This window comes from Nocardioides marinus, assembly GCF_013408145.1.
GTDB classification, from domain to species: domain Bacteria; phylum Actinomycetota; class Actinomycetes; order Propionibacteriales; family Nocardioidaceae; genus Nocardioides; species Nocardioides marinus.
This window is the reverse complement of the sequence record NZ_JACBZI010000001.1, coordinates 1,739,250-1,762,959: the sequence shown is the minus strand read 5'-3', so window position 1 is coordinate 1,762,959 and position 23,710 is coordinate 1,739,250. Positions and strand designations below refer to the sequence as shown.

The following is a 23,710-nucleotide window of genomic DNA, read 5'->3' as shown; positions in this document are numbered from 1 at the left end:
CTCGACGCGTTGCGGCTGTCCCCGGAGCGTCAGGCGGTGGCGTTGGCCCAGAGCAACGCGTTGCTGGCGGTCGTCCAGAGCTTGCCCAGGCAGACCATCAGGGCCACGGTGGCGGCCGTCCAGGCGTACGTCGTCCGCGGGCGCGACAGGGTCAACGACGCCAGCGCCACGCAGAGCAGGCCGGAGATCAGCACCCAGCCGGCGACCCCGACCAGCCCCATGAAGAACGCGGCCGCGCCGTTGGCCTCCTCGAAGCGACCGGTGCCCATCATCAGCACGGTGGTCAGCCCGTCCCCGACGATGGCGATCGTCCAGAGCGCGACCACGAGCCGCACCCACGGCGAGTGGCGGCGAAGCGCGGCTCCCGACGAGCGGGCCTGACCCACCACGTCGGCGCCGGCGCTGGCCAGCTCTGCCCGCAGGCTCGTGGCAGCCCCTCCGTGACCGGAGGTGCGGCGGCTGTGGATCAGAGTCGTCATGGTGTTCCCCTCCTCCAGGATTGCTCGCTGGTGGTGAGGACCAAACCCTCCAGACGGAACCTTCACGCCCCGGGGCGCTGTCGCAGACCGCCGGCGCCGGGCATCATCGGTGTCATGCCACTCGTCGAGTCGCTCGTGCCGACCGAGGCCGTGACCTCCCCGGTCTTCCTCGGCGTGCGCCTGGCGCTCGACCTGGCCTTCGGGATCTTCCTCATCGGCGGCCTGATCCGTCGGTCCGCCGTCCGCGGCTCCCGCCCGCGCTACACCTGGGCCACCATCCAGCGCGCGGCGTGCTGGCCGGGTCTGGTCTTCGTGGTGATGACGACGCTGCGCTCACTGGCGTTGCTGCAGCCGCTCGCACTCGTCCTGGTGCCGGCGGCGCTCGCGGGCTGGGCCTACACCTACCGCCAGCTGCGCGCCGACGGTGACGACGACTGGTTCACCCGCGCCGCCTCCCGCGTACGCCGCTGGGCGGCCGCCCGGAGGACAGCCGTTTCACCGGCGCTGGCCGGCGGGCGCGCCTGAGGCCCACGCCCGGCCCCCACGCCCGGCCCCCACGCCCGGCCACTGAGCCCGGCCCCTACGCCGGGTCGTGCTCGACGGCGTACTCCGCCCCGAGTTCCACCTCGCCACCCTCCAGCACGCGACACACCGAGCCGGCCCGACGCCGCAGCGCCTCCTGGGCGCCCGGGCCGATGGTGTCGTCGAGCAGCTTGCACGGTGCGGCGACCCGCACCACCTCCAGCAGCACCGGGCCGAGCCGCAGTCGCGCCCCGGGCGTGCGCGGCACCGCCGCACCGCTGATCGTCACGTTGCGCCGGGTCAGCTCAACCGGCACCGGACGGCCGTAGGCCTCGGCCGCCTCGTCGAGCGCTTCCTGGCTCTGCACCGTCACGTGCCGGTGCTTGGTGCCGTGGTAGCGGTCCCCGACGATCCCGCGACCGGTCTCGACCTCGACCCGGTCGACCGCGCGCATCGGCAGTCGGGTCGCCTTCGCGACGTGGAGGGCGCTGACCCGGGCGTGGTCGGTCACGCCGTGAGCCTACGAGCCGGGCACCAGCCCGAGGACCGCCCGGCCCAGCTCGGCACCGGCGTCCTCCTGGAGGAAGTGGCCGGCCCCCTCGAGCGTCCGGTGCTCCTGACCGGCCGCGCCCGGGACGTGCTCGGCGAACACCGACTCCCAGCCACGCGTGGCCGGGTCACCGTCGGAGTAGCAGGTGAGGAACGGCTTCTCCCAGGTCGACAGGAACCGCATCGTCCGCCGCCCGAGCCGGGCACCGACGTCGTTCCTCGTCAGCGGCAGCAGCGCGGTCATCTGACGCAGCCCCGCCGTGTGCTCCTCGGCCGGGAAGGGCGCGTCGTAGGCACGCAGCACCTCTGGCGACGGCATCACCGCGCACCCACCGGCCACGAAGTCCGAGGCCCGCAGGTTCGGCGCCCGCTGGGTGTGCAGCAGGTAGTCCAGCAGGCCCTGCTCCAGCAGCACGTGCGACTCCCCCACCCCGTGCACCGGCCAGGTCAACCGGTTCGCCAGCTCCGGCGAGGCCGTGTGCAGGATCGTGTTGGCGGCCACCACCGCGGTGTACCGATCGGGGTCCGCGGCCAGCGCCGACAGCCCGATGGGGCCACCCCAGTCCTGGCAGACGAGAGTCACGTCGCGCAGGTCGAGGGCCTCGACGAACGACCGCGTCCACCCCACGAACCGCTCGAGCGTGTAGTCGTAGCGCGAGGTCGGCTTGTCCGAGCGCCCGAACCCGATGTTGTCCGGCGCCACCACCCGCATGCCGCCCTCGACCAGGACGTCGATGACGTGCCGGTAGAGGTAGCCCCACGTCGGCTGCCCGTGCAGCAGCAGCACCGTCGGCGCGTCCCGCGGGCCCACGTCGACACACGCCATCCGCAGCGGCCCGGACCCGTCCCCGGCGTCGACCTCGACGTACGTCGGCTCCCACGACCAGCCCGGCAGGTCGGCGAAGCGGTCGTCGGGGGTCCGGGCGATCTCGACACCCGCTCGCTGATCGACCACCGTGCTACCGCGACAGGATCAGCCCGGACGTCGGCACGCCCGTGCCGGCGGTGACCAGGACGTGCGGCCTGTCGTCCAGCGAGACCGGGTTCACCGAGGTGCCGCGGATCTGCCGCACCGCCTCGGCGATGCCGTTCATGCCGTGCAGGTAGGCCTCGCCCAGCTGGCCGCCGTGGGTGTTGAGCGGCAGTCGACCGCCCACCTCGATCGCACCGTCCTTCACGAAGTCCTTGGCCTCGCCGCGGGCGCAGAAGCCGAGCTCCTCGAGCTGCATCAGCACGTAGGGCGTGAAGTGGTCGTAGAGGATCGCCATCGGCATGTCGTCGGGCGCCAGCCCGGACTGGCGCCACAGCTCCCGGCCCACCACGCCGATCTCGGGGATGCCGATGTCGTCGCGGTAGTACGACGTCATCACGAACTGGTCGGTGCCCGACCCCTGCGCCGCCGCCGTGACGTACGCCGGGGTCGAGGCTAGGTCCGCGGCCCGCTCGGCCGACACGACGACGAAGGCCTGCCCGCCGTCGGTCTCCTGGCAGCAGTCGAGCAGGTGCAGCGGGTCGACGATCATCCGGGAGGCCTGGTGGTCCTCGAGGCTGATCGGCTTGCCGAAGAAGAACGCCTCGGGGTTGGTGGCGGCGTGCCGGCGGTCGGCCACGGCCACCCGGCCGAAGTCCTCCGACGTGGCGCCGTACTCGTGCATGTAGCGCCGTGCCTGCATCGCTACCGTGCCCGCGGGTGTCGAGAGCCCCATCGGGTAGGACCAGGCGTTGTCGAGACCGTTGGTGTTGACCTGGGCGTTGGCCCACGAGGACACCTGGCCGAAGCGCATGCCGGAGCGCTCGTTGAAGGCCCGGTAGGCCACCACCACGTCGGCGACGCCGGTCGCGACCGCCATGGCGGCCTGCTGGATCGTGCCGCAGGCCGCTCCCCCGCCGTAGTTGACCCGGCTGAAGAAGCGCAGCTCGCCCATGCCGAGCTCACGGGCGACCGCGATCTCGGAGTTGTTGTCCATGGTGAAGGTGGTCAGCCCGTCGACCTCCGACGGGGCGATGCCGCAGTCACGCAGCGCGTGGCCGATCGCCTCGACGGCCAGCTGCAGCTCCGAGCGACCGGACTCCTTGGAGAACTCCGTGGCGCCGATGCCGACGATGGCGGCGCGGTTCGAGAGCGTCATGCCACCGCCACCTTCACGGTGCCGATCACGTGGTCGCCCAGTGACACCGAACCGGTCACCTTCAGCACCGCGACGCCGTCCTCGACCGACTCCACCGAGCCGGTGAAGGTCAGCGTGTCGTAGGGGTACGCCGGGGCGCCGAGCCGGATCGCGATGCCGCGGACGACCGCACCGTCGCCGGTCTGCTCTCGGACCCAGTCGTTGACGTAGCGCTCGACGTAGGCCGTCGAGGTCAGGATGTTCATGAAGACGTCCTTCGACCCGGCCGCCTGGGCGACGTCACGGTCGTGGTGGACGTCCTGGAAGTCACGCGTCGCGATCGCCGTCGACACGATCACGGTCGGGGTGAGCGGGATGCTCCACTCCGGGAGCGTCGCCCCCGGGACCATCACGTCGGCCAGGACAGCAGTACCGGTCGTGCTCATGCCAGCCTCCACACGGGCAGCGTCAGCTCGTCGTCGACGTGCTGGAAGTCGATGCGCACGGCGGCGCCGATCAGGTCGTCGGTGGTGTCCGGGTCCACCCCGAGCAGCTCGCCGAGCACCCGGGGGCCCTCGGCCAGCGTCACCAGGGCGATGACGAACGGCGTCTGCCGCCCGGGCACCTGCGGGTGACGGTGGACCACCCAGGAGAAGATCTCGCCGTCCCCGGAGGCCACGACGTGACCGCGGTCCAGGGCACCGCAGTCGGGGCACGCCGGCCCCGGTGGGTGCCGCAGCGCGCCGCAGGCGTTGCACGTCTGCAGGCGCAGCTCGCCGGCCGCCGTCCCCTCCCAGAAGTACGCCGTGTCGCGGTTGTGCTGCGGGCGCAGGACGCCGCTCATGCGCTGGTCTCGACAGGCTCGACCGACGGACGTCGGGGGATGAACTTCAGCACCCGGAACAGCATCGTCGCCACCACCTCACTGGTTCCATCTGGGCGGGTGACGTACCAGGTGTTGCGAGAGGTCACGAAGTACCCCACGCCCATGCCGGTGCGCTTGGGGCCGACCACCGAGTCGAGCGCGGTGGTCACGCGGACCTGCTCGCCGACCCGCAGCGTGCGGAGGTACTCCTGCTCGCAGTTGGTGCCCAGCACGGCGGTGAACCCGGCCTCGGTGAGCACGCCCATCATCCCGTGCAGCGGGTCGTCGGCCGGTGGCTTGCCGCCGAGGCCGTACATCGTCCACACCTGCGCCATCGACGGCGGTGCCTCACCGGCCTGCCAGCGCGGGTCGGTGTTGCCCATCGCCTCGAGCCAGTTGTTGATCGTCGGCTGGTTGACTGGGTCGCGCGCCTCGCGCTCGGCGGCCTCGCCCAGCGCCTTGATCCGCTCGGCCTCGGCCAGGACCTTCTCGTGGACGGCCGGCTCCACGCCGAAGAGCTCGGGGGTCTCGACGCCCGGTCGCTGCGCTCCCTGCTCGACCACCTTCTCGCCGCTCATCGGGGCACCCGGGGCATCTGCAGCCCGAACATCCCGATCAGCTCGCGCTGGACCTCCTGGACGCCGCCGCCGAAGGTGAGCACGAGGTTCCGCTTCGCCTGGGCGTCGAGGTAGGCCAGCAGCCGTCCCGTCGCGGGTTCTCCCGGATCCCCGTAGCGGTGCACGAGCCCGACGAGGTCTGCGGAGAGGTGCTGGACCTGGTCGGCGGCGAAGACCTTCGACGAGGACGCGTCGGCGACCGAGAGCTCCCCCGTCGCGGCCGCCCGGGCCACCTCCCAGTTCAGCAGCTCGTTGACGCGGAAGGCGGCCGTCACCCGGCCCAGGACCTCCCGGACGTCCGGCCGGTCGAGCAGGTCGCGCTCGGCCAGCCAACCGGCGACCTTGTCGCGCAGGCCCTCGATGCGGCCGGCGGGCCCGAGCATCACGCGCTCGTGGTTGAGCTGGGTGGTGATCAGCTTCCAGCCCTGGTTCTCCTCGCCGACCAGCATGTCGACCGGCACCCGCACGTCGTTGAAGTACGTCGCGTTCACGTGGTGCGAGCCGTCGGCGGTGATGATCGGGGTCCAGGAGTAGCCCGGGTCCGACGTGTCGACGATGAGGATCGAGATCCCCTTGTGCTTGGGCGCGTCGGGGTCGGTGCGCACCGCGAGCCACAGGTAGTCGGCCTGGTGGCCGCCGGTGGTCCACAGCTTCTGGCCGTTCACCACGTAGTGGTCGCCGTCGCGCCGCGCGGTCGTGCGCAGCGAGGCCAGGTCGGTGCCGGCGTCGGGCTCGGAGTAGCCGATCGCGAAGTGCACGTCGCCCTCGAGGATCCGCGAGAGGAACATGTCCTTCTGCTTCTGCGTGCCGTAGCGGATGAGGGTCGGCCCGACGGTCTGCAGGGTCACGGCCGGCAGGTGCACGTCGGCCCACTGGGCCTCGTTGGCGAAGATCGTCTGCTCCACCTCGCCGAGCCCGCGACCGCCGTACTCCGTCGGCCAGCCGACGCCCATCCAGCCGTCGGCGCCCATCTGCCGGATCACCCGCTGGTAGGTCTCGCCGTGCCGGTCGCGGGCGCCGTCGGCCATCGAGTCGCGGTGCTCGTTCTCGGCGGCGAGCCCGGAGAAGTACGCCCGGACCTCCGCCTTCAGCGCCCGCTGGGCCTCGGTGAGCTCGAGGTTCTTGGAGTCGGCGCTCTCGACCGGCACCGCGGCCGCCACCGTGTCGAGGTCGTGGACCAGGTCGGTGACCCAGGAGAAGTAGTGGTGCAGCGGGTAGGTCTCGTCGACCCCCATGCCGCCGTGCAGGTGGTGGCAGGTGCGCAGCGCCTTCGGGCCCTCCTGGCACAGCCAGTACGCCGCCACCGACAGGTCGTCGGAGGCGTCGAGCCCCTCGGCGACCCGCCAGGCCGCGTTGTCGGCGGCCAGGTCGGTCGTGCGCGAGGCGATGTAGACGTCCGCCACCTGCATGGCCACCGCCTGGAACTGCGCCAGCGAGCGCCCGAACTGGGTGCGTCCCTTGACGTAGTCGGCCGTGAGGTCGCGGGCACCGGCGAGGAGTCCGGCGCCGATGAGGCACAGGCCGGCGACCGCGTGGTCGACGAGCGTCCGGGCCGCGTCACCCTCCAGCAGGTCGGCGGGCGCGTCCTCGAGGACGACCGTGTGCCGGTCGATGCGAGCCGAGGTGGGCGAGGCCTCCAGGCGGACCCCGGGGCCCTCCGGGTCGACCAGGGCGACCACCGTGCGGTCCCCGTCGCGGGCCGTGACGAGCAGCCGCGCCGCGTCGGCCGCGTGGCTGACCGCGATCTTGCGCCCGGTGACCCGCCCGTCGGCGTACGTCGTGGCGGGAGCCGCGGTGAGTCCCGTGCCGACCTCTCTCAACGCCGGGGTCAGGACGACCTCGCCGCTGACGACGCCGGGCAGGAGCTCCTTGCGCTGGGCGTCGGAGCCGTGGGCGGCGAGCACCAGTCCCCCGCAGACGAGCGTCTCCCACAACGGCAGGTGCCGTGCGCGGGCACCGGCCTCGCGCAGCAGGACGCCGACCTCCAGCAGCCCGAGCCCGTCGCCACCGTGCTCCTCGGGCACCCCGAGGCCCAGCAGGCCCGCCTGCGCGAGCGCGGACCAGTCGGCCTCGCGCTCGAGCGCCTCGCGAGCGACGGCACGCACGGCCTCGATCTGCTCGGCGTGCTCCTGGGGGTCGTAGCCGTCGGTGGGGCTCACGGGTTCTCCCTCGTGTGATGGGGCGGGTGCGGGTGGGACGAGTGCTGGTGGGGCCTGCGGGGTGGGATGCTGGACCGCACCCCGCACCGAAACTGTAACGTGTTCTACCTGACCTTGGCAGCGTCGACCAGGAGGCACGTCGTGTTCTCGCCCCGCCAGCTGCTGCGCAGCGCCGTGTACATGCCCTTCGCCCACATTCCGCCCGGCCGGGTCGTGGAGCTGCCGGGTCGCGGCACGACCTACGTCACCGACACGCCCGGCCCCTCGGAGGGATCGCCCACGATCGTGCTGCTGCACGCGCTGGGGTGCACCGGCCTGCTGACGTGGTACCCCGCGATCGCCCCGCTCTCCCAGCGCTACCGCGTGGTGACGCTGGACCTGCGCTGGCACGGGCAGGGCATCCAGGCCCCCGAGATGTCGCTCTACGACTGTGCCGACGACGTGGTCGCGCTCGCCGACGTCCTGGGCATCGAGCGCTTCGTCGCGGCCGGCTACTCGATGGGCGGCGCGGTCGCCCAGCGCGTGTGGCGTCAGCACCCCGACCGCGTGGAGGGCCTGGTGCTGGCCGCCACGTCGGCCGCGTTCCGCTTCACCCCGTGGGAGCGGCTGTTCTTCACCGGCCTGGAGGCCGGGATGATCGCCGCCCGCGGGATCTCCGGCTCGCGCGCCGCGATGACCGCCAGCCGCTCGGCGGCCCGCGCGCTGCAGCTGGTGCCCTCCGACATCCACGACTGGGCGATGCAGGAGTTCCGCAGCACCAGCCCCTGGGCGGTCGGCCAGGCGCTCGCGGCATTGGGGCGCCACCACGCCCGTCCCTGGCTGGGCCGCATCGACGTGCCCACCGCCGTCGTGGTCACCACCGGTGACCACGTGATCCCGCCGTCACGCCAGGTCGCGCTGGCACGGGCCATTTCCGGCGCCACCATGCACGAGGTCGACGGCGGGCACGCCGCCTGCGTGCTGCAGGCCGAGCGGTTCGTCCCCGTGATGGTGCAGGCCGCCACCACGGTGGCCGCCCGCCGCCGCGACCTCGGGCGGCACAGCGACCTCGGGGCGCCCCAGCAGGTCTAGGACTCCGGGCAGGTCCAGACGTCCGGGCAGGTCTAGGCGTCCGGGGCAGCCTTGGCCCGCGGCCCCCGTCGCCGGCGCAGCGGCACCGCGAGGTCCTTGGCCGCGACCGCGGCCTTGAGCGTGGCCAGCTCGGCCGGGAAGCGCTTCACCAGCGCGTCGGGGTCCGGCACCGACTCCCGGCAGGCGATCGCCCCCACGTGCAGCTGCCCGGCGTTGGAGAGCACCGTGAGGTTGAGCCCGGCGCCGTGGAAGACCGGCCCGAGCGGGTAGAGCGCCTCGATCCGCGCACCGCACAGGTAGAGCGGCACCGGCGGGCCGGGGACGTTGGAGATCACCAGGTTGTGGGCCACCGGCAGCCGGTCGGCGAGCCCCAGGCCGGCGTACGCGCGCACGGCGAGGCCGAAGGTGCGCGGCGCCGCGAACTCGGCCCAGTCCTGCAGCGAGTCCGCGCTGATGGCGTTGTGGTGGTCCTTGGCGTGCTTGTTGCGCTCGGAGAGCTCCGCGAGCCGCTCGAGCGGGTCCTCGAGGTCGGTCGCGAGCTTGGTGAACAGCGCCGAGACCTTGTTGGCACCGCTGGTACGCCGGGTCGAGGAGTGCACCGAGACCGGCACCGTCGCCAGCAGCGACTCGTCGGGCAGCTCGCCGCGCTCCTCGAGGTAGGAGCGCAGGGCACCGCCGGCCAGGGCGAGCACCACGTCGTTGACGGTGGTGCCGGTGGCGTTCTTGACCTCGCGGACGTCCTCGAGGTCGATGTCGACGAAGCCGATGCTGCGGTGGCCGGTGATGGTGCCGTTGAAGGAGGTCCGCGGCGCGGTGAGCGGCGCGGCCATGGCGGTGCCGGCCCGGGCACGACCGACGGTCTTGGAGACCAGCTGGGTCGTCGGGGAGACCAGCTTGGCCACGGCCACCGGCTTGGTGAGGTTGGTGAGGACACCGCGGCCCAGCAGCTCCATCGGCCCGGCCTCGCGACCGTGCGGTTGGGGTTCCTCCAGCTGGAGCGGTGCGTCGGTGGGCGAGAGGCTGCACAGGTGGCTGATCAGGTTCGACCCCGAGACGCCGTCGACCGTCGCGTGGTGCATCTTGGAGAACACCACGACCCGCCCGTCGGCGTACCCCTCGATGACCCACATCTCCCACAGCGGCCGCGAGCGGTCCAGCGGCAGCCCGGCGAGGTGGGCCGTGAGCGAGGTGAGCTCCTCGTAGCCGCCGGGCGTCGGCAGGGCCAGCCGGTGGACGTGGCGCTCGATGTCGAAGCTGCGGTCCGGCACCCACACGGGGTGGTCCAGGCCCAGCGGCACCCGGCGCAGCTTGCGGGTGAAGGTCGGGACGTCGCGCACGGCGTCCTCGATCTGGCGCTGCACGCGGGCGAAGGAGTACGGCTCGGGCATGGTGCTCGGGTCGAGCACGAACAGCCCGCACACGTGCATCAGCTGCGCCGGCGTCTCCAGGTACAAGAAGCTCGCATCGAGCCCGGAGAGTCGGTCCACGTCAGTCCTCCTCGCTGTGCGACGACGGTCGGGGCGACCACCGCCGAGAACAGGTTCTACCACTCAACGAGCGAGTCGCTCCCCGGGCACGGTGACCTCCCGCACGGCGCCCCGTCTAGTCTCCAGGCATGTCGTTCCTGCGCCGCCAGGTCATCACCGCCGCCCTGACAGCCAACGCCATCCGGCCCCTGCCCGGTTTCCGTGCCGGCATCCCGGCGTTCTTCGCCGGCTGGCTCACCGGCGAGCTCGCGCCGCACGTGCTGGCCGCGACGACCGCCGACGCGCTGGCCCACGCCCGCGGGTCGCGTCGAGACCCCCGCGGCCTGGCCCTCGCCGGCGCGAGCGCGGTCGGCCTGGGCTACCTCATCCACCAGAGCCGCCGGGTCGGGACCACCGCCGAGCAGTCGCTCGTCGACGGGCTGGGCGCGGGGTACGTCGACCAGCTCGACTCCGCCCCGACGCCGGCCGACCTCGCCGTGCCGTGGCGCAAGCTGGTCTACCCCTTCCGGATGCGCGAGCCGCGGGTCACCGTCCACAAGAACATCGCCTACGACGACGAGACCGGGCGGCGGGGCCTGCTCGACGTCTACGTCCCCGCCGAGACCCCGCCGCAGGGCGCCCCGGTGCTGCTGCAGGTGCACGGCGGCGGCTGGACCATCGGCAACAAGGACCAGCAGGGCATCCCGCTGATGCAGCACCTGGCCGCCAAGGGCTGGGTCTGCGTCGCCATCAACTACCGCCTCTCCCCCAAGCACGCCTTCCCCGCCCACGTCATCGACGTGAAGAAGGCGATCGCCTGGATCAAGGAGCACATCGAGGCCTACGGCGGCGACCCCGACTACGTCGCCATCACCGGCGGCTCCGCCGGCGGTCACCTCTGCGCGCTCGCCGCGCTCACCCCCGACCGCGTGGAGTGGCAGCCCGGCTTCGAGGACGTCGACACCTCGGTGCAGGTCGCGGTCCCCCACTACGGCGTCTACGACTTCGCGGGCAGCACCGGGCTGCGCTCGGCCGAGCTGCTGCGCGACCGGTTCCTCGCCCCCCGCATCCTGCAGCGGACCTGGGCCGAGGAGCCGGAGGCCTTCGAGGCGGCGTCACCGATCCTGCAGGTCACCGAGGACGCGCCGGACTTCTTCGTGCTTCACGGGCAGTACGACACGCTCGTGCCCGTGGACCAGGCCCGGCTCTTCGTCGAGGAGCTGCGGCGTACGTCGAAGCGGACCGTGACCTACGCCGAGCTGCCGGGTGCCCAGCACGCCTTCGACGTCTTCCCCTCGATCCGCAGCTCCCACATCGTCCGCGCCATCGACCGCTACCTGCACTGGCACTGGAACCAGCACCGGCGCGGCTGAGCCTGCGGAACCGGATCAGCGCGGCAGGCCGAGGATCCGCTCGCCGGCGACGTTGCGCAGGATCTGCGTGGTGCCGCCCGCGATGGACAGGCACCGGGTGTTGAGCATCTCCCAGACGTCGGCGGCGAAGCGGTCCTCGCCGCGGGTGGCCGGGTCGACCAGCAGCAGCCGCTCCTGCTGGAGCGTCACCACCAGCTCGGAGGCGTCCTGACGGTTGCGGACGCCGAGCAGCTTGGCCACGCTCGACTCCGCACCGGGACCCTGCCCGGCCAGGGAGCGCAGCGTGGACCGCACACCGAGCAGGGTGCAGACCGTCGACAGCGCCACGGCACGTCCCACGGCCACCCGCTCGGCCGCCGACAGCGTGCCGGCCGACGCCAGCTCCACCGCGCGCTCGGTGGAGGCCGAGAGCCGCGTGGTGGCCATGGCGACCCGCTCGTTGGCCAGGGTGGTCCGGGCCAGCCTCCAGCCGTCCCCGGGCTCGGCGACCACGCAGTCGTCGGGCACGAAGACCTCGTCGAGGAACACCTCGTTGAACAGCGCCTCGCCGGTGATCTCGCGCAGCGGGCGCACGTCGATGCCCTCGCTGCGCATGTCGACCAGGAAGTAGGTGATGCCCTTGTGCTGGGGCACGTCGGGGTCGGTGCGCGCGAGGCAGATCGCCCAGTCGGCCCGCTCCGCCACCGACGTCCAGACCTTCTGCCCCGTGATCAGCCAGCCGCCCTCGACCTTCACCGCTTTGGTGCGCAGGGAGGCCAGGTCCGAGCCGGAGCCCGGCTCGGAGAAGAGCTGGCACCAGACCAGGTCGCCGAGCAGCGAGGGGCGGACGAAGCGCTCGCGCTGAGCGTCGGTGCCGTGCTGCAGGATCGTCGGCAGCGCCCACCCGGCGATGACGATGTCGGGCCGGGTGACGCCGGCACGCGCCAGCTCCTCGTCGATCACGACCTGGGTCACGGCGTCCGCGGCCCGCCCGTACGGCGCGGGCCAGTGCGGCATCAGCAGACCGGTGTCGACCAGCGCGGCGCGGCGCTCCGACTCCGGCAGCGCGGCGACCGACTCCACCTCGGCCCGCAGCCCCGGTCGCACGGCCTCGTCGCGCCCCTCCAGGTCCACCTCGACCCGGCGACGCACGCCGTCGACCGCGGCCCCCGTCAACCGCTCGGCGGCGGCGTCGGGTCGCGCGAAGGCGGCCCGGAGCGACAGTGCCCGACGCAGGTAGAGGTGGGCGTCGTGCTCGAAGGTGAAGCCGATCCCGCCCAGCACCTGGATGCAGGTCTTCGCGACCTCGACGGCCCCGTCGAAGCAGGTCACCTCCGCGACGTCGCACGCGAAGCCCCACTGCTCGGCGGCGTCCTCGCCGCGCGCGTCGGCCGCTGCCGCGGCGTCCCACGCCGCCGCCGTGACGGCCTCGGCCGTCTCCAGCATCTCGGCGCACAGGTGCTTGACGGCCTGGAACGATCCGATCTTGCGCCCGAACTGCTCGCGGACCCCGGCATAGGCGACGGCCGTGCGAAGGCACCAGCGGGCCACCCCCGCGGCCTCGGCCGCCGCCAGCGTCACCGCCGTACGCCGCACGGTGCCGTCGTCGACCTCGACCGGATCCCCCGCGACGCCGCCGGCGACCAGCCCGGCCCGCCGGGACAGGTCGAGCCCGGTGGCCGGTGAGACGTCCAGCGCGTCGACCGGCGCGAGCACCCAGCCCGCGGGCCCCCGCAGGAGCGCCTGCTGGGCCGACGGGGCGTCGAGCAGCACCGTGCCGTCGACGCCGTCGACGCCCAGGGAGACCACCGCCCCGGCAACCAGGGCCTCGAGCCCGGCCGAGTGCCCGGCCCGTGCCAGCACGCGGGCCACGATCGCCGGCCCCAGCAGCGGGCCCGCGACGAGCTCGGTCGCACAGGCCTCGAGCGCGACGGCCTGGTCCAGGGTCGTGCCGCCACCGCCGCCGAGCGACTCCGGCACCGCGATGGTGGCCAGCCCCATCTCGACGACGCCCTTCCAGGCGTCCTCGAACGCCGCGTCGGCGTCGCCCTCGGCGGCGCGCGCCGCCTCGACGCCGCCGACGGAGGCGGCCCATCCGCGCAGGCTGTCAGCGAGTCCGGTGTGCTCCTCGGAGATGCCGATCGACATGGCTGTCCCTTCGTCCCGCGCGAGGTCGAGCCCGCACGGGGTGGCGAAAACTAGAACGTGTTCTCACTCTATAGGCTGGCCCGGTGAGTGACGACTGGTTGGACCACGCCCTGGCCGCGAAGGGCTTCATGCCCGAGGACGAGGGGATGCTGCTCCACCGCCGCGCCCTCGAGCAGCTGGCGCACGGCCCCGCGCTCGAGGTCGGCACCTACTGCGGCAAGTCGGCGGTCTACCTGGGCGCCGCCGCCCGCGTCGTCGGAGGTCCCCAGGCCGTCGTGTTCACCGTCGACCACCACCACGGGTCGGAGGAGAACCAGGCCGGCTGGGAGCACCACGACGCCAGCCTGGTCGACGCCCGGACCGGCCGGATGGACACCCTGCCGGTCTTCCGCCGCACGATCGAGGACGCCGGCCTGGAGGACGTCGTCGTGGCGGTCATCGGCCAGTCGACGACGGTGAGCGCCCACTGGCGCACTCCCTTGTCACTGCTGTTCATCGACGGCGGTCACGCGGAGGTCCACGCGCAGAACGACTACACCGGGTGGGCGCACCACCTGGCCCCCGACGGGCTGCTGGTCATCCACGACGTGTTCGCCGACCCCGCCGACGGTGGGCAGGCGCCGTACCACGTCTACCAGCGCGCGCTGGCCTCCGGGAGCTTCGAGGAGGTCGAGGCACTCGGGTCGATGCGGGTGCTGCGCCGCACCTCGGGCGAGGCGGGCGACCCGGTCGGCTAGTCCTGGAGCTGGGAGCGGACCGACTCGCAGCCGCACTCCAGCGCGATCTCGTCGAAGTGCGGGGCAAGCGACGTGCCGCGCATGATCCCCGACCCGGGGGTCGCGTGGCCGTGGGTCTCCCCCAGGGCGTCGACCGCCAGCACCACGGCGGCCGCCGTGTAGGTCGTGTGCTCGTGGGGCCAGTAGACGTCGGAGGGCTCGTCGGTGCGTCCGGTGTCGTAGACCCAGCCGGTCCAGTAGCGCCCGTCGTGCTCCCGCAGGTGCTGCATGTCGCGCACCAGCGCCAGCGCCCGCTCGTGGTCGCCGATCGCGTCCAGCGCCATGGCCAGCTCGCAGGTCTCGGCGCCGGTCACCCACGGGTTGGTGTCGACGCAGTGGATGCCCAGGCCCGGCACCACGAAGTCCTCCCACCGGTCGGCGAGGCGGTCGAAGGCCGCCGTCCCGCGCAGGGCACCTCCCAGGACGGGGTAGTACCAGTCCATGGAGTAGGTCGACTTGTCGGCGAAGAGGTCCTGGTGCTCGCGCACCGCGTGGCCCAGCCGGCCACCGGCCAGCTCCCACTCCGGCTGCGGCTCGTCGAGCAGCTCGGCGAGCGCGACACCGGCTCGCAGCGAGTGGTAGATGCTCGAGGAGCCGGTGAGCAGGCAGAAGTCGTCGACCGGGGTCCAGGCGATCCCGCCCCACTCGGCCTGCAGCGAGACCACGAAGTCCAGGCCGGCACGCACGCTGGGCCAGTAGGTCCGCACGAACTCGATGTCGCGGCGCACCAGCCAGTGGTGCCACAGCCCCACCGCGAAGTACGCCGACATGTTGGACTCTCCGCGCGCGTCCTCGACCGTGTCGGCCACGATCTTCATCGGCCACGAGCCGTCCTCGCGCTGCATCGTGGGCACCCACGCGTAGGCGCGCTCGGCGGCCTCCACCTCGCCACCGACCAGCAGGGCCATGGCGGCCTCGACGTGGTTCCAGATGTCGACGTGCTCGCCGGTGGTCCACGGCACGGCGCCACAGGGCTCCTGCATGGCCGCGATCGCCCGAGCGGTGTCGGCGACCTGGTCGGCAGTGAGCAGCCCCTCGACGTACGGGACCGGGCTCACGCGGCTCCCCCGGCAGCGCCCGCCGCGGACTCGGGCTTGCGGAAGTAGAGCACCATGCTCTTGCCGATCACCGGGTCGAGCACCTTGCCGGCCAGCTTGAGGGCGGTGGGCTGCTTCATGATCTCCCAGACCAGCAGCTTGTGGTAGGCCTTCACGGCCGGGTGCTCGTCGTTCTCGACGCCGACCGCGCACTTGATCCACCAGTACGGCGCGTGCAGGCCGTGGGCGTAGTCCTTGCCCTCGAAGATCATCGCGTCGCCGGGCGTGCCGTCGTTGAAGCGTCCGGCCTTGGTGACCTTGTCGATCAGCTCGTGGTCGGTGTAGATGCGGATGTGCCCGCCCTCGGCGTGGTGGTAGTCCGGCGAGAGCTTCCAGTTGATGACCTCCGGCAGCCAGCGCGGCACCGAGATCGCCAGCGTGCCGCCGGGGCGCAGCACGCGCACCAGCTCACGGATCGCCTGGACGTCCTCGTGGATGTGCTCGAGGACCTCGGCGGCCACGATGCGGTCGAACTCGCCGTCGGCGAACGGCAACGAGAGCGCGTTGCCCTCCTTGACGTCGGCCTCGGCGCCGGCGGGCGCCTCCCCGGCCTCCTTCATGGCCACGAACAGCTCGCGCACGCGCTCGAGCTCCTCGGCGTCCATGTCGAAGGCGATCACGTCACCGCCGCGGCGGTAGGCCTCGAAGGCGTGCCGGCCGGCGCCGGCGCCCATGTCGAGGATCCGCTCGCCGGGCCGAAGGCCCAGCCGGTCGAAGTCAACGGTCAGCACGTGCAGCACTCCACTTCTTGGTACGACGGCCCTTGCGGCCCGGGTCGGGCATCGGCCCCTCGGCGTGCCAGGACGCCACGACCTGCTCGTAGGCGGCGGCGACCTTCACGGCCACGGCGCGCCAGCTGAACATCTCCTCGACGCGCTGGCGTCCGGCAGCACCCATGCGCGCACGGCGCTCGGGGTCGTCCAGCAGGGCGGCCAGCGCCTGCTCGAGCTCCCCGACGTCGCCGGCGGTGACCATGTCGGCGCACAGCCCGTCGGGGCCGGTCACCTCGGGGATCGCGCCCGCCCGGGACACGATCAGGGGCGTGGCGCAGGCCATCAGCTCGGCCGTCGGGAGGGAGAACCCCTCGTAGAACGAGGGGACGCAGGCGACCTCGGCCGAGCCCATCAGGGCCACCAGCTCGGCGTCGGAGATGCCGTGGACGAAGCGCACGGAGTCGCCGATCGACAGCTTGTCGATGAGCTTCTCGGTGCGTCCGCCGGGCTTGGGCTTGGTCACCAGCAGCAGCTCGACGTCGCGCTCGGTGCGCAGCTTGGCGAACGCCTCCAGCAGGGTGGCGATGCCCTTCATCGGGGCGTCGGCGCTAGCCATCGCGAGGATGCGTCCCGGGACGCGCGGCACGGTGGGCGGGACGAACGCGTCGTCGACCCCGAGCAGGATCACCTGCATGCGTGCCGGGTCGACGCCGAAGTCGGTGGCGATGTCGCGCTTGGAGGTCTCCGAGGGCGTCATGACGTGCCGCGCGGCGCGGGCGACCCGGCCCTGCATCCGCAGGAAGCCGTACCACCGCGAGAGCGTGAACTTGCGCCACGGGTTGCGGGTCTGGGCGATGTCGATGCGCCGGTCGAAGGTGATCGGGTGGTGCAGCGTGGTGATCAGCGGCAGTTGCTGCTCGATGTCGAGCATCCCGTAGCCGAGCACCTGGTTGTCGTGGGCGATGTCGAAGTCCGCGACCCGTTCGCGCAGGATGCGTGCGACCCGGCTGCTGAAGGTCTTGGGCTCGGGGAACCCGGCCACGCACATCGTCGCGAACTCCTCGACGTCGATGCGGTCGCGGAACTCCCGGGGGTGCGGGACCCGGAACGGGTCGGGCTCGCGGTAGAGGTCCAGGCTGGGCACCTTGGTCAGGCGCACCCCCTCGTCGAGCTCGGGGTAGGGCTGGCCCGAGAAGACCTCGACCTCGTGCCCGAGGGCGACGAGCTCACGGGAGAGGTGGCGCAGGTAGATGCCCTGGCCGCCGCAGTGCGGCTTGGAGCGGTAGGACAGCATCGCGATGCGCATGGGCTGGCCCTCCTTCGGCTGGCTGGGGGTGGTCCGGAAGCACTTCCCGGACTGCAGGTCGGCGACGCGCGGAGTCGGCGCCGAGCCGAAGAAGTGAAACGTGTTCCTATTATGGACCACGTATCCCCAGCCTAGTAGCAGGACACGTGACGTGCTGCCGAGAGGTGGTCCGTGGCACCGGGCCGGGGAAGCGGTACCGTCTTTGAACGTTCAACCCACCACATCATGGGGACTCACATGACCACGACGAACAGCACGGCCGGCCCCGGTACCGCCACGGCGACCGAGGAGCTCGGCTCGTCGGCGCAGCGCGAGCGGCGCAAGCGCATCCTCGACGCCACGATCGAGCTGGCCTCCCAGGGCGGCTTCGACGCCGTGCAGATGCGCGAGGTCGCCGACCGCGCCGAGGTGGCGCTGGGCACGCTCTACCGCTACTTCCCCTCCAAGATCCACCTGCTGGTCTCGGCGCTGGGTCGGGAGTTCGAGAAGGCCGAGGGTGCCCTGCGTGGGCGCGAGATCCCCGGCGACACCCCCGCGGAGCGGGTCATCGAGGTCCTCAAGCTCACCAGCCGTGGCCTGCAGGGCGACCCGCACCTCACCGAGGCGCTGACCCGGGCGTTCATGTTCGCCGACTCCTCGGTGCAGAGCGAGATCAACCAGGTCGGCATGCTGATGACCTCGATGGTCACCCGCGCGATGCACCCCGGCCGCACCGAGTTCGGTGACCAGGACGTGGCGATCGCCAAGGTGATCGGCGACGTGTGGCTCTCCGCCCTGGTCGGCTGGGTCACCGGTCGCTCGTCGGCGGCCGACACCGCCCAGCAGATCGAGGTCGCGGTCAGGCTGCTGCTGCGCGACTGAGAACTACGAGCCCTGGGCGGTCTGCAGCCCCGGACCGTTCGCGGTCGACCCGGTCGACCCGGTGTCCGCGAGCGGGAGTCGGACCGTGACGTCGGTGCCCCCGAAGCGGCCGTCGTCGATGCGCACGGCGCCCCCGTGCTGCTCGACCAGGGCGCGGACGACGCTCAGCCCGAGGCCGAAGCCGCCGTCGTCGTGGGCCCGTCGTCCCCGGACGAACTCGTCGAAGATCGTGTCCCGGTCCTCGGGGTCGATGCCCCGGCCCCGATCGGCGACGACGATGTCGACCGCGTCGGCGGCGTCCTCGCTGCGTTCCACCAGCACGTCGATCCGGCTTCCGGGCGGGGAGTACTTCGCGGCGTTGCCGATGAGGTTGGTGAAGACCCGGGCCAGGGCCGTGAGGTCGGCCCGGAGCTCCACGTCGGTGTCCTGGATCGAGACCTCGTGATCCTGCACCGTGGTGCTGAGGTCGTCGACCACCGTGCGCAGCACCGCTCCCAGGGCCACCTGCTCCGGGTTCAGCCTGACGCTGCCGATGGGCAGCTGGCAGTGCTCGACCATCAGGTCGACCAGCTTCATCAGCCGCAGCGCGTTGGAGCGGACCCGGGAGGCGAAGTCGCCGAGCACCGGGTCGGTCAGCTCGGCGACCAGCATCGCGGCGTACCCCTCGATGCTGGTGAGCGGGCTGCGGAAGTCGTGGGTCACGCCGGCGACGAACTGCTGACGGCTGCGCTCGAGGAGGTGCTGCTCGGTCAGGTCGCGGGTGACCTTGACGAAGCCCAGGAGCTGGCCGGAGTCGCCGCGTACCGCGGTGATGACGACGTCGCCCCAGAAACGCACGCCGTCGCGGCGCAGCCGCCAGCCCTGGTGCTCGGCCCGCCCGTCGGCCTCGGCCACGGCCAGGAGCCGGCGGGGCAACCCGCTCTCCCGGTCCTCGGGAGGGTAGAAGACCTCGAAGCTGCGCCCGAGGATCTCCTCGCGTGAGTAGCCCTTGACCAGCTCGGCACCGGCGTTCCACGACAGCACGAGCCCGTCGCGGTCCAGCCGGACGATCGCGTAGTCCTTGACCTGCGACGTCCAGTCGGCTCGCTCCAGCGTCTCCTGGTCCAGCCCAGGACGCCAGGCCTGGTCCCCCTCCATCGTTCCACCGTAAAGACGTCGCGGTGCGGTCGGCACGGATTCCGGAGAATTCGTGGATAGCGACCGGTCCGGTCCGCTGTGGACCGCTGACCGGGCCGCCCGGCTCAGCCGCCGAAGCCGTGGGTCGCGGTGACCCCGCCGTCGACGGCGATCTCGGCGCCGTTGATGTAGGAGGACTCGTCACTGGCCAAGAAGACGTAGAGCGGGGCGACGTCCTCGGGGTGGCCGACGCGGCGCAGCGGGATCTTGGAGGCGCCGTACTCCATCGCGGCGTCGCCTCCGTGCACGCGGGTCATGGGGGTGTCGATCATGCCGGGATGCACCGAGTTGACCCGGATGCCGTGCGGGCCGAGCTCGTGAGCGGCGCCCTTGGTCATGCCCCGGATCGCGAACTTGGTGCCGCCGTAGGCCACGCAGCCGGACATGCCGCCCAGGCCCTCGGTGGAGGAGGCGTTGATGATCGAGCCGCCGCCGGCCTTGCGCATGGTGCGCGCCACGGCGTTCATGCCCAGCAGCGTGCCGAGCTGGTTCACCCGGTACATCAGGTCGACGTCGCCGAGCTCGAGGCGCCCGACGTTGCCGAAACGCAGGATGCCGGCGTTGTTCGCGAGGACCGTCACCGGGCCCCACCGGTCGACGGTCTCCTCCACGAGCGCGGTCCAGGAGCCCTCGTCGGCCACGTCGTGGTGGCGGAAGACCGCCATCCCGGGGTGCGCGGCCTCCAGCTCCTGGGCCAGCGCCTCACCCTCGTCCTTCGCGACGTCGGCCAGGACCGTCCGGGCGCCCTCGGCGACGTAGGCCCGCGCGATGCCGGCGCCCTGCCCCATGGCGGCGCCGGTGACGATTGCGACCTTGCCGGCCAGCCGGCCCGTTGCTGCGGTGCTGCTGCTCATCCCTGCTCCTGCCTCAGACCGAGAGCTTCATGATGGAGTCGGCGGCGAAGCCGACACTGGGGTCCCGGTCGGAGAAGTAGCCGCCGAGCTGCTTGTCGAGGTCGTCGGCCGTCCACACGGTGCCGCTCTTGTCGAAGCGCTCCTGGAGGACCGGCGCCGCGACGAGCGCGACCATCCCCCCGTAGACGACGAAGACCTGGCCGGTGATCCGCGACGCGGCAGGACTGGCGAGGTAGGCCACGACCGGAGCCACGTGCTGGGGTGAGTACGGGTCGACCTCCTCGCCGGAGGTGTCCTCCCCGAAGACCTGGGCGGTCATGGCGGTGCGGGCGCGGGGACAGATCGCGTTGGCGCGGACCCCGGAGGAGGCCAGCGCGCGGGCGGTGCTGACGGTCAGGGCCGCGATGCCGGCCTTGGCCGCGGCGTAGTTGGCCTGTCCCGGCGGGCCCGAGAGGAACGCCTCGGAGGCGGTGTTGACCACGGCGGCGTCCACGGGGGCACCGGTCTCCTTGGCCTTGCCACGCCAGTACGACGCGGCGTTGCGCGAGAGCAGGAAGTGGCCGCGCAGGTGGACGCGGATGATGTCGTCCCACTCCTCGTCGGAGAGGTTGAACAGCATCCGGTCCCGGGTCATCCCGGCGTTGTTGACGACGACGTCGAGGCTGCCGAAGCCGTCGACCGCGGCCGCGACCATCGCGTCGGCGGTCGCGCGCTCCGAGACGTCGCCGGCGGCGACGACGGCCTCGCCGCCGCGGCCGCGGATCTCCTCGGCCACCGCGTCAGCGGCCCCCGGGAGGTCGTTGAGCACCAGGCGGGCACCGGCATCGGCCAGGGCCAGCGCCTCCGCGCGGCCCAGGCCGGCACCGGCGCCGGTGACGACGGCGACCTTGCCGTCCAGGCTGAGGGGGGAGGTGCTCATCGACTCACTCCTCCACCAGCGAGATGGCGGCGCGCGGGCACGCCGCCACGGCCCGGCGCACGTCCTCGACGTTCTCGTCGGTCGTGTGCTCGGTCTTGAGCTGCAGGAAGTCGTCGTCGTCGAGCTCGAACACCTCGGGGGCCATGGCCTCGCACAGGGCGTTGGACTCGCACAGGTCGAAGTCGACCTTGATCTTCATGTCGGTCTCCTCTGGTGGTGGATGACGGAGGCGTGTGGGGGCGGCCCGACCCGCAGGGTCAGACCATCTTGCGGTGGTCCCAGGTGGCGACGTGCTCGGGATGGATGATCACGGCCACCCGCTTGGTGGCCTGCTTCTCGACCGTCTCCCGGCCGAGGTCGCCGAGCGCCTCGAAGGACTCCGCCGCCACCATCCGGGTCGCGACCGCCGAGCCGATCTCGAAGATCCGGTCGTGGTCGCGGACGATCTCGGCCCGTCCGGTGATCGAGGCACCGCGCAGCTCGAAGTAGTCCACGCCGTCCTCGACCAGGGCGCTGACCCGCGGGTCCCGCTCGAGGTTGCGGATCTTCTGGCTCCGGCCGTAGGTCCAGAAGGCGATGCGCCCGTCCAGGACGACGTAGAACAGCGTGGAGAGGTGCGGCACGCCGTCGTGACCGTTGCAGGCGACCTGCACCTTGAGGTTCTCGGCGAGCAGGGCCTCGACCTCCGCCTCGCTCATCTTCACCGCGTCGCGGTTCCCGCGTGCCATGTCAGCCACCTTCCGAGGAGTGTCCGGGGAAGACCTTGGCGCTCGGGTCGATCGCCACGGTCGCGTTGTTGACCGCCGTCGCGGCCTCGCCGAAGCCCACGGCTATCAGGCGCACCTTGCCGGGGTACTCCGTGATGTCGCCGGCGGCGAAGACCCGCGGCAGGTTGGTGCGCATCGTGGTGTCCACGACGACGTGCCGCTTGTGGACCTCCAGGCCCCACTGCTGGATCGGCCCGAGGTCGGCCACGAAGCCCAGCGCGGCGACCACCGCCTGGCACGGCAGCGTGGTGACGCCGTCGGGGTCGGTGACGTCGACCTCGCTGAGGTGTCCGTCGGGCCCGTCGCCGCCCCGCAACGCGGTCAGCTCGGCCCTGGTGAGGATGCGGACCGAGGACGCCCGGACCTGCTCCACGGTGCGCTCGTGGGCCCGGAACGCGTCGCGCCGGTGGACCAGGGTCACCGAGCGGGCCACGGGCTCGAGGTGGACCGCCCAGTCGAACGCGGAGTCACCGCCGCCCACGATCACGACGTCCTTGCCGGCGTACGGGGCGAAGGAGGGGACGAAGAACTCCATGCCGCGGCCGAGGAACTCGTCCCCGGCGGGCAGCGGACGGGGGCTGAACTTGCCGATCCCTGCGGTGATGATCATGGCCCCGGCCCGCACGACGGTGCCGTCGTCCAGCGACAGCTCGATCCCGTCCTCCCGGCTGACCAACCCGGTGGCAGTGCGCCCGAGCAGGTAGACCGGGTCGGCCGTCGACGCCTGCTCGACCAGGCCCGCCACCAGGTCGCGACCCTTGACCGAGGCGAATCCGGCCACGTCGAGGATCTGCTTCTCCGGGTACATGGCGGTCACCTGGCCGCCGAGCTCGGGCAGGGAGTCGACCACGGCGATGCGGTGCCCGCGGAAGCCCGCGTAGTAGGTGGCGAACAGGCCGGTGGGGCCGGCGCCGACGATCACGAGGTCGACGTCGACGGTGGCGCCGGACGGGGTCGGGTCGGGACTGGAAGGGGGTGGGGTCACGACGCGTGATCCTCCCCTCGGCACGCGGGCCGCGCTAGGGCCCGTCTCGACTCTGGCGTCGTCACCCGGCAGGTCACGTCCGCGCCGGAACTGTAACGTGTTCTAGTCCCGGGGGCCACCAGGTCGTCGCTACTGCGTGTCGATCTGGTCGATGAGCCAGCCGTCAGGGGTGTCGACGACCGTGACCAGCGCGCGGTACTCGCTGAAGGAGGTCTGCGCGCCCTTCTTCGTGACGTACTGGTTGAAGAACAGCAGTGCCTGCACCGAGCTCCCGGTCGCCCGGGTCACCGCCTGTCCCAGCACCCGGACCTCGACCTCGGTCCGCTGGTCGACGAACTCCTCGCGGACGTCCTCCTTGGTCGCCAGGTAGGTGTCGGCGAACTCGTCGGTCATCACGCCGCGAGCGCGCTCGATGCCCTCGTCGTAGCTCTCCCAGCTGGCACCCAGGACGATCTCGGCGCCCTGGGCGGCCGCCTCGACGGCCGGACGCCAGGTGCGCTCGGGGACCACGACGGGACGCTCGGCCGACACCGTGGCCGAGGGCTCGTCCCCACGCCACAGCACCACCGCCTCCACGGCCACGACCACGGTGAGGGCCGCGACCACGGCCACGAGCGACAGCAGACCGCGACGCCCCAGACCGGGGCCGCCCCGGCCCGGCGAGGGGGCTCGCTCCGCCCCGGCCGCGCCCAGCGGGTCGCTCGGACGGTCGCTGGGGGGCTCTGCCCCGCCGGGCCGCGCCGGGGGCGGCGGCACGAGCGGGTCGCCGGACTCCTCGGGCCCCCGGTCACCGGCCACGGTCGGGTCCGGGGCGGGGCGCGGCCCGCTGCCCGCGAGACGACGCGGCCGGCTGGTCACGGCGCGCGAGGGTCGGCTGGTGGGACGTCTCCCCCGGCCCGGGGTCCCCTGCGTCGGTCGGT

Annotated in this window: 25 protein-coding genes; 5 read left to right on the top strand and 20 right to left on the bottom strand. The window is 72.4% G+C overall.

Features of this window, described 5'->3' with window-relative positions:
• Positions 1-29 precede the first annotated feature (29 nt).
• On the bottom strand, positions 30-479 hold the full coding sequence (locus BKA05_RS08360) for a hypothetical protein (protein WP_179531026.1): 450 nt from the start codon (positions 477-479) through the stop codon (positions 30-32).
• Positions 480-593: 114 nt separating this feature from the next.
• Here BKA05_RS08360 and BKA05_RS08355 point away from each other — a divergent pair, with 114 nt between their 5' ends.
• Positions 594-1,004, top strand: a complete 411-nt coding sequence (locus BKA05_RS08355; protein WP_179531025.1) for a hypothetical protein — start codon at positions 594-596, stop codon at positions 1,002-1,004.
• A 55-nt stretch (positions 1,005-1,059) separates the two neighbouring features.
• On the opposite strand, the gene BKA05_RS08350 is transcribed toward BKA05_RS08355, so the two are convergent.
• The 7 genes from BKA05_RS08350 to BKA05_RS08320 are packed head-to-tail and all read right to left on the bottom strand — an operon-like array spanning position 1,060 to position 7,299.
• Positions 1,060-1,512, bottom strand: coding sequence for an MOSC domain-containing protein (locus BKA05_RS08350; protein WP_218842366.1), 453 nt, complete (start codon positions 1,510-1,512; stop codon positions 1,060-1,062).
• Positions 1,513-1,521: 9 nt separating this feature from the next.
• Positions 1,522-2,505, bottom strand: coding sequence for a haloalkane dehalogenase (locus BKA05_RS08345; RefSeq protein ID WP_179531024.1), 984 nt, complete (start codon positions 2,503-2,505; stop codon positions 1,522-1,524).
• A 4-nt stretch (positions 2,506-2,509) separates the two neighbouring features.
• Entirely contained in the window at positions 2,510-3,679 is a 1,170-nt protein-coding gene (locus BKA05_RS08340) for a lipid-transfer protein (RefSeq protein ID WP_179531023.1), read from the bottom strand.
• Positions 3,676-4,104, bottom strand: a complete 429-nt coding sequence (locus BKA05_RS08335; protein WP_246289774.1) for a MaoC family dehydratase — start codon at positions 4,102-4,104, stop codon at positions 3,676-3,678. Before BKA05_RS08335 ends, BKA05_RS08340 begins: the two co-directional genes overlap by 4 nt.
• A complete protein-coding gene (locus BKA05_RS08330; protein WP_179531022.1) occupies positions 4,101-4,502 on the bottom strand; it encodes a Zn-ribbon domain-containing OB-fold protein in 402 nt (133 codons plus the stop codon). Before BKA05_RS08330 ends, BKA05_RS08335 begins: the two co-directional genes overlap by 4 nt.
• A complete protein-coding gene (locus BKA05_RS08325; protein WP_179531021.1) occupies positions 4,499-5,101 on the bottom strand; it encodes an FAS1-like dehydratase domain-containing protein in 603 nt (200 codons plus the stop codon). The genes BKA05_RS08330 and BKA05_RS08325 overlap by 4 nt, the downstream gene beginning before the upstream one ends.
• Positions 5,098-7,299 carry an acyl-CoA dehydrogenase family protein gene (locus BKA05_RS08320; protein WP_179531020.1) on the bottom strand — a complete coding sequence of 734 codons (2,202 nt, stop codon included), beginning with the start codon at positions 7,297-7,299 and terminating at the stop codon, positions 5,098-5,100. Before BKA05_RS08320 ends, BKA05_RS08325 begins: the two co-directional genes overlap by 4 nt.
• 141 nt (positions 7,300-7,440) lie before the next feature.
• Between BKA05_RS08320 and BKA05_RS08315 the strand changes: the two genes are divergently transcribed.
• The gene (locus tag BKA05_RS08315) at positions 7,441-8,370 is read left to right on the top strand and encodes an alpha/beta fold hydrolase (RefSeq protein ID WP_343045575.1); all 930 of its coding nucleotides are present in this window, start codon (positions 7,441-7,443) and stop codon (positions 8,368-8,370) included.
• Positions 8,371-8,402: 32 nt separating this feature from the next.
• Here BKA05_RS08315 and BKA05_RS08310 read toward each other — a convergent pair whose 3' ends face one another.
• The gene (locus BKA05_RS08310) at positions 8,403-9,857 is read right to left on the bottom strand and encodes a wax ester/triacylglycerol synthase family O-acyltransferase (RefSeq protein ID WP_179531019.1); all 1,455 of its coding nucleotides are present in this window, start codon (positions 9,855-9,857) and stop codon (positions 8,403-8,405) included.
• 128 nt (positions 9,858-9,985) lie between these two features.
• Here BKA05_RS08310 and BKA05_RS08305 point away from each other — a divergent pair, with 128 nt between their 5' ends.
• Positions 9,986-11,209, top strand: coding sequence for an alpha/beta hydrolase (locus tag BKA05_RS08305; RefSeq protein WP_179531018.1), 1,224 nt, complete (start codon positions 9,986-9,988; stop codon positions 11,207-11,209).
• Positions 11,210-11,224: 15 nt separating this feature from the next.
• Here BKA05_RS08305 and BKA05_RS08300 read toward each other — a convergent pair whose 3' ends face one another.
• On the bottom strand, positions 11,225-13,336 hold the full coding sequence (locus BKA05_RS08300) for an acyl-CoA dehydrogenase family protein (RefSeq protein ID WP_179531017.1): 2,112 nt from the start codon (positions 13,334-13,336) through the stop codon (positions 11,225-11,227).
• Between the two features lie 83 nt (positions 13,337-13,419).
• On the opposite strand from BKA05_RS08300, the gene BKA05_RS08295 reads away from it, so the two are divergent.
• The gene (locus BKA05_RS08295) at positions 13,420-14,073 is read left to right on the top strand and encodes a class I SAM-dependent methyltransferase (protein WP_343045574.1); all 654 of its coding nucleotides are present in this window, start codon (positions 13,420-13,422) and stop codon (positions 14,071-14,073) included.
• Here BKA05_RS08295 and BKA05_RS08290 read toward each other — a convergent pair.
• From BKA05_RS08290 to BKA05_RS08280, 3 genes are read right to left on the bottom strand one after another with little or no spacing between them, the layout of a single operon-like run.
• Positions 14,070-15,170: a prenyltransferase gene (locus tag BKA05_RS08290; RefSeq protein WP_179531016.1), complete on the bottom strand. Its 1,101-nt coding sequence runs from the start codon at positions 15,168-15,170 to the stop codon at positions 14,070-14,072. The genes BKA05_RS08295 and BKA05_RS08290 overlap by 4 nt on opposite strands.
• Entirely contained in the window at positions 15,167-15,940 is a 774-nt protein-coding gene (locus BKA05_RS08285; protein ID WP_179531015.1) for a methyltransferase domain-containing protein, read from the bottom strand. The genes BKA05_RS08290 and BKA05_RS08285 overlap by 4 nt, the downstream gene beginning before the upstream one ends.
• The gene (locus tag BKA05_RS08280) at positions 15,927-17,228 is read right to left on the bottom strand and encodes a glycosyltransferase family 4 protein (RefSeq protein WP_179531014.1); all 1,302 of its coding nucleotides are present in this window, start codon (positions 17,226-17,228) and stop codon (positions 15,927-15,929) included. Before BKA05_RS08280 ends, BKA05_RS08285 begins: the two co-directional genes overlap by 14 nt.
• 237 nt (positions 17,229-17,465) lie before the next feature.
• Between BKA05_RS08280 and BKA05_RS08275 the strand changes: the two genes are divergently transcribed.
• A complete protein-coding gene (locus tag BKA05_RS08275) occupies positions 17,466-18,089 on the top strand; it encodes a TetR family transcriptional regulator (RefSeq protein WP_179531013.1) in 624 nt (207 codons plus the stop codon).
• Positions 18,090-18,092: 3 nt separating this feature from the next.
• Here the strand turns inward: BKA05_RS08275 and BKA05_RS08270 are convergent, their stop codons facing one another.
• The 7 genes from BKA05_RS08270 to BKA05_RS08240 form a co-directional block, all read right to left on the bottom strand.
• Complete coding sequence (locus BKA05_RS08270; protein WP_179531012.1) at positions 18,093-19,226, bottom strand: PAS domain-containing sensor histidine kinase; 1,134 nt, start codon at positions 19,224-19,226, stop codon at positions 18,093-18,095.
• A 104-nt stretch (positions 19,227-19,330) separates the two neighbouring features.
• Positions 19,331-20,119, bottom strand: a complete 789-nt coding sequence (locus BKA05_RS08265) for an SDR family NAD(P)-dependent oxidoreductase (RefSeq protein WP_179531011.1) — start codon at positions 20,117-20,119, stop codon at positions 19,331-19,333.
• Positions 20,120-20,132: 13 nt separating this feature from the next.
• Positions 20,133-21,038, bottom strand: coding sequence for a 3-oxoacyl-ACP reductase (locus BKA05_RS08260; protein ID WP_179531010.1), 906 nt, complete (start codon positions 21,036-21,038; stop codon positions 20,133-20,135).
• A 4-nt stretch (positions 21,039-21,042) separates the two neighbouring features.
• Entirely contained in the window at positions 21,043-21,237 is a 195-nt protein-coding gene (locus BKA05_RS08255) for a ferredoxin (protein ID WP_179531009.1), read from the bottom strand.
• 58 nt (positions 21,238-21,295) lie between these two features.
• Entirely contained in the window at positions 21,296-21,766 is a 471-nt protein-coding gene (locus BKA05_RS08250; protein WP_179531008.1) for a pyridoxamine 5'-phosphate oxidase family protein, read from the bottom strand.
• Position 21,767: 1 nt separating this feature from the next.
• The gene (locus BKA05_RS08245; RefSeq protein WP_179531007.1) at positions 21,768-22,790 is read right to left on the bottom strand and encodes an FAD-dependent oxidoreductase; all 1,023 of its coding nucleotides are present in this window, start codon (positions 22,788-22,790) and stop codon (positions 21,768-21,770) included.
• 129 nt (positions 22,791-22,919) lie between these two features.
• Positions 22,920-23,648: a hypothetical protein gene (locus tag BKA05_RS08240; RefSeq protein WP_179531006.1), complete on the bottom strand. Its 729-nt coding sequence runs from the start codon at positions 23,646-23,648 to the stop codon at positions 22,920-22,922.
• Positions 23,649-23,710: the final 62 nt, after the last annotated feature.

Coding starts and splice junctions, on each gene's coding strand:
- BKA05_RS08360 (WP_179531026.1), bottom strand. CDS start 479: ATGACGACTCTGATCCACAGCCGCCGCACCTCCGGTCACGGAGGGGCT.
- BKA05_RS08355 (WP_179531025.1), top strand. CDS start 594: ATGCCACTCGTCGAGTCGCTCGTGCCGACCGAGGCCGTGACCTCCCCG.
- BKA05_RS08340 (WP_179531023.1), bottom strand. CDS start 3,679: ATGACGCTCTCGAACCGCGCCGCCATCGTCGGCATCGGCGCCACGGAG.
- BKA05_RS08335 (WP_246289774.1), bottom strand. CDS start 4,104: ATGAGCACGACCGGTACTGCTGTCCTGGCCGACGTGATGGTCCCGGGG.
- BKA05_RS08330 (WP_179531022.1), bottom strand. CDS start 4,502: ATGAGCGGCGTCCTGCGCCCGCAGCACAACCGCGACACGGCGTACTTC.
- BKA05_RS08325 (WP_179531021.1), bottom strand. CDS start 5,101: ATGAGCGGCGAGAAGGTGGTCGAGCAGGGAGCGCAGCGACCGGGCGTC.
- BKA05_RS08305 (WP_179531018.1), top strand. CDS start 9,986: ATGTCGTTCCTGCGCCGCCAGGTCATCACCGCCGCCCTGACAGCCAAC.
- BKA05_RS08300 (WP_179531017.1), bottom strand. CDS start 13,336: ATGTCGATCGGCATCTCCGAGGAGCACACCGGACTCGCTGACAGCCTG.
- BKA05_RS08280 (WP_179531014.1), bottom strand. CDS start 17,228: ATGCGCATCGCGATGCTGTCCTACCGCTCCAAGCCGCACTGCGGCGGC.
- BKA05_RS08275 (WP_179531013.1), top strand. CDS start 17,466: ATGACCACGACGAACAGCACGGCCGGCCCCGGTACCGCCACGGCGACC.
- BKA05_RS08270 (WP_179531012.1), bottom strand. CDS start 19,226: ATGGAGGGGGACCAGGCCTGGCGTCCTGGGCTGGACCAGGAGACGCTG.
- BKA05_RS08265 (WP_179531011.1), bottom strand. CDS start 20,119: ATGAGCAGCAGCACCGCAGCAACGGGCCGGCTGGCCGGCAAGGTCGCA.
- BKA05_RS08260 (WP_179531010.1), bottom strand. CDS start 21,038: ATGAGCACCTCCCCCCTCAGCCTGGACGGCAAGGTCGCCGTCGTCACC.
- BKA05_RS08255 (WP_179531009.1), bottom strand. CDS start 21,237: ATGAAGATCAAGGTCGACTTCGACCTGTGCGAGTCCAACGCCCTGTGC.
- BKA05_RS08250 (WP_179531008.1), bottom strand. CDS start 21,766: ATGGCACGCGGGAACCGCGACGCGGTGAAGATGAGCGAGGCGGAGGTC.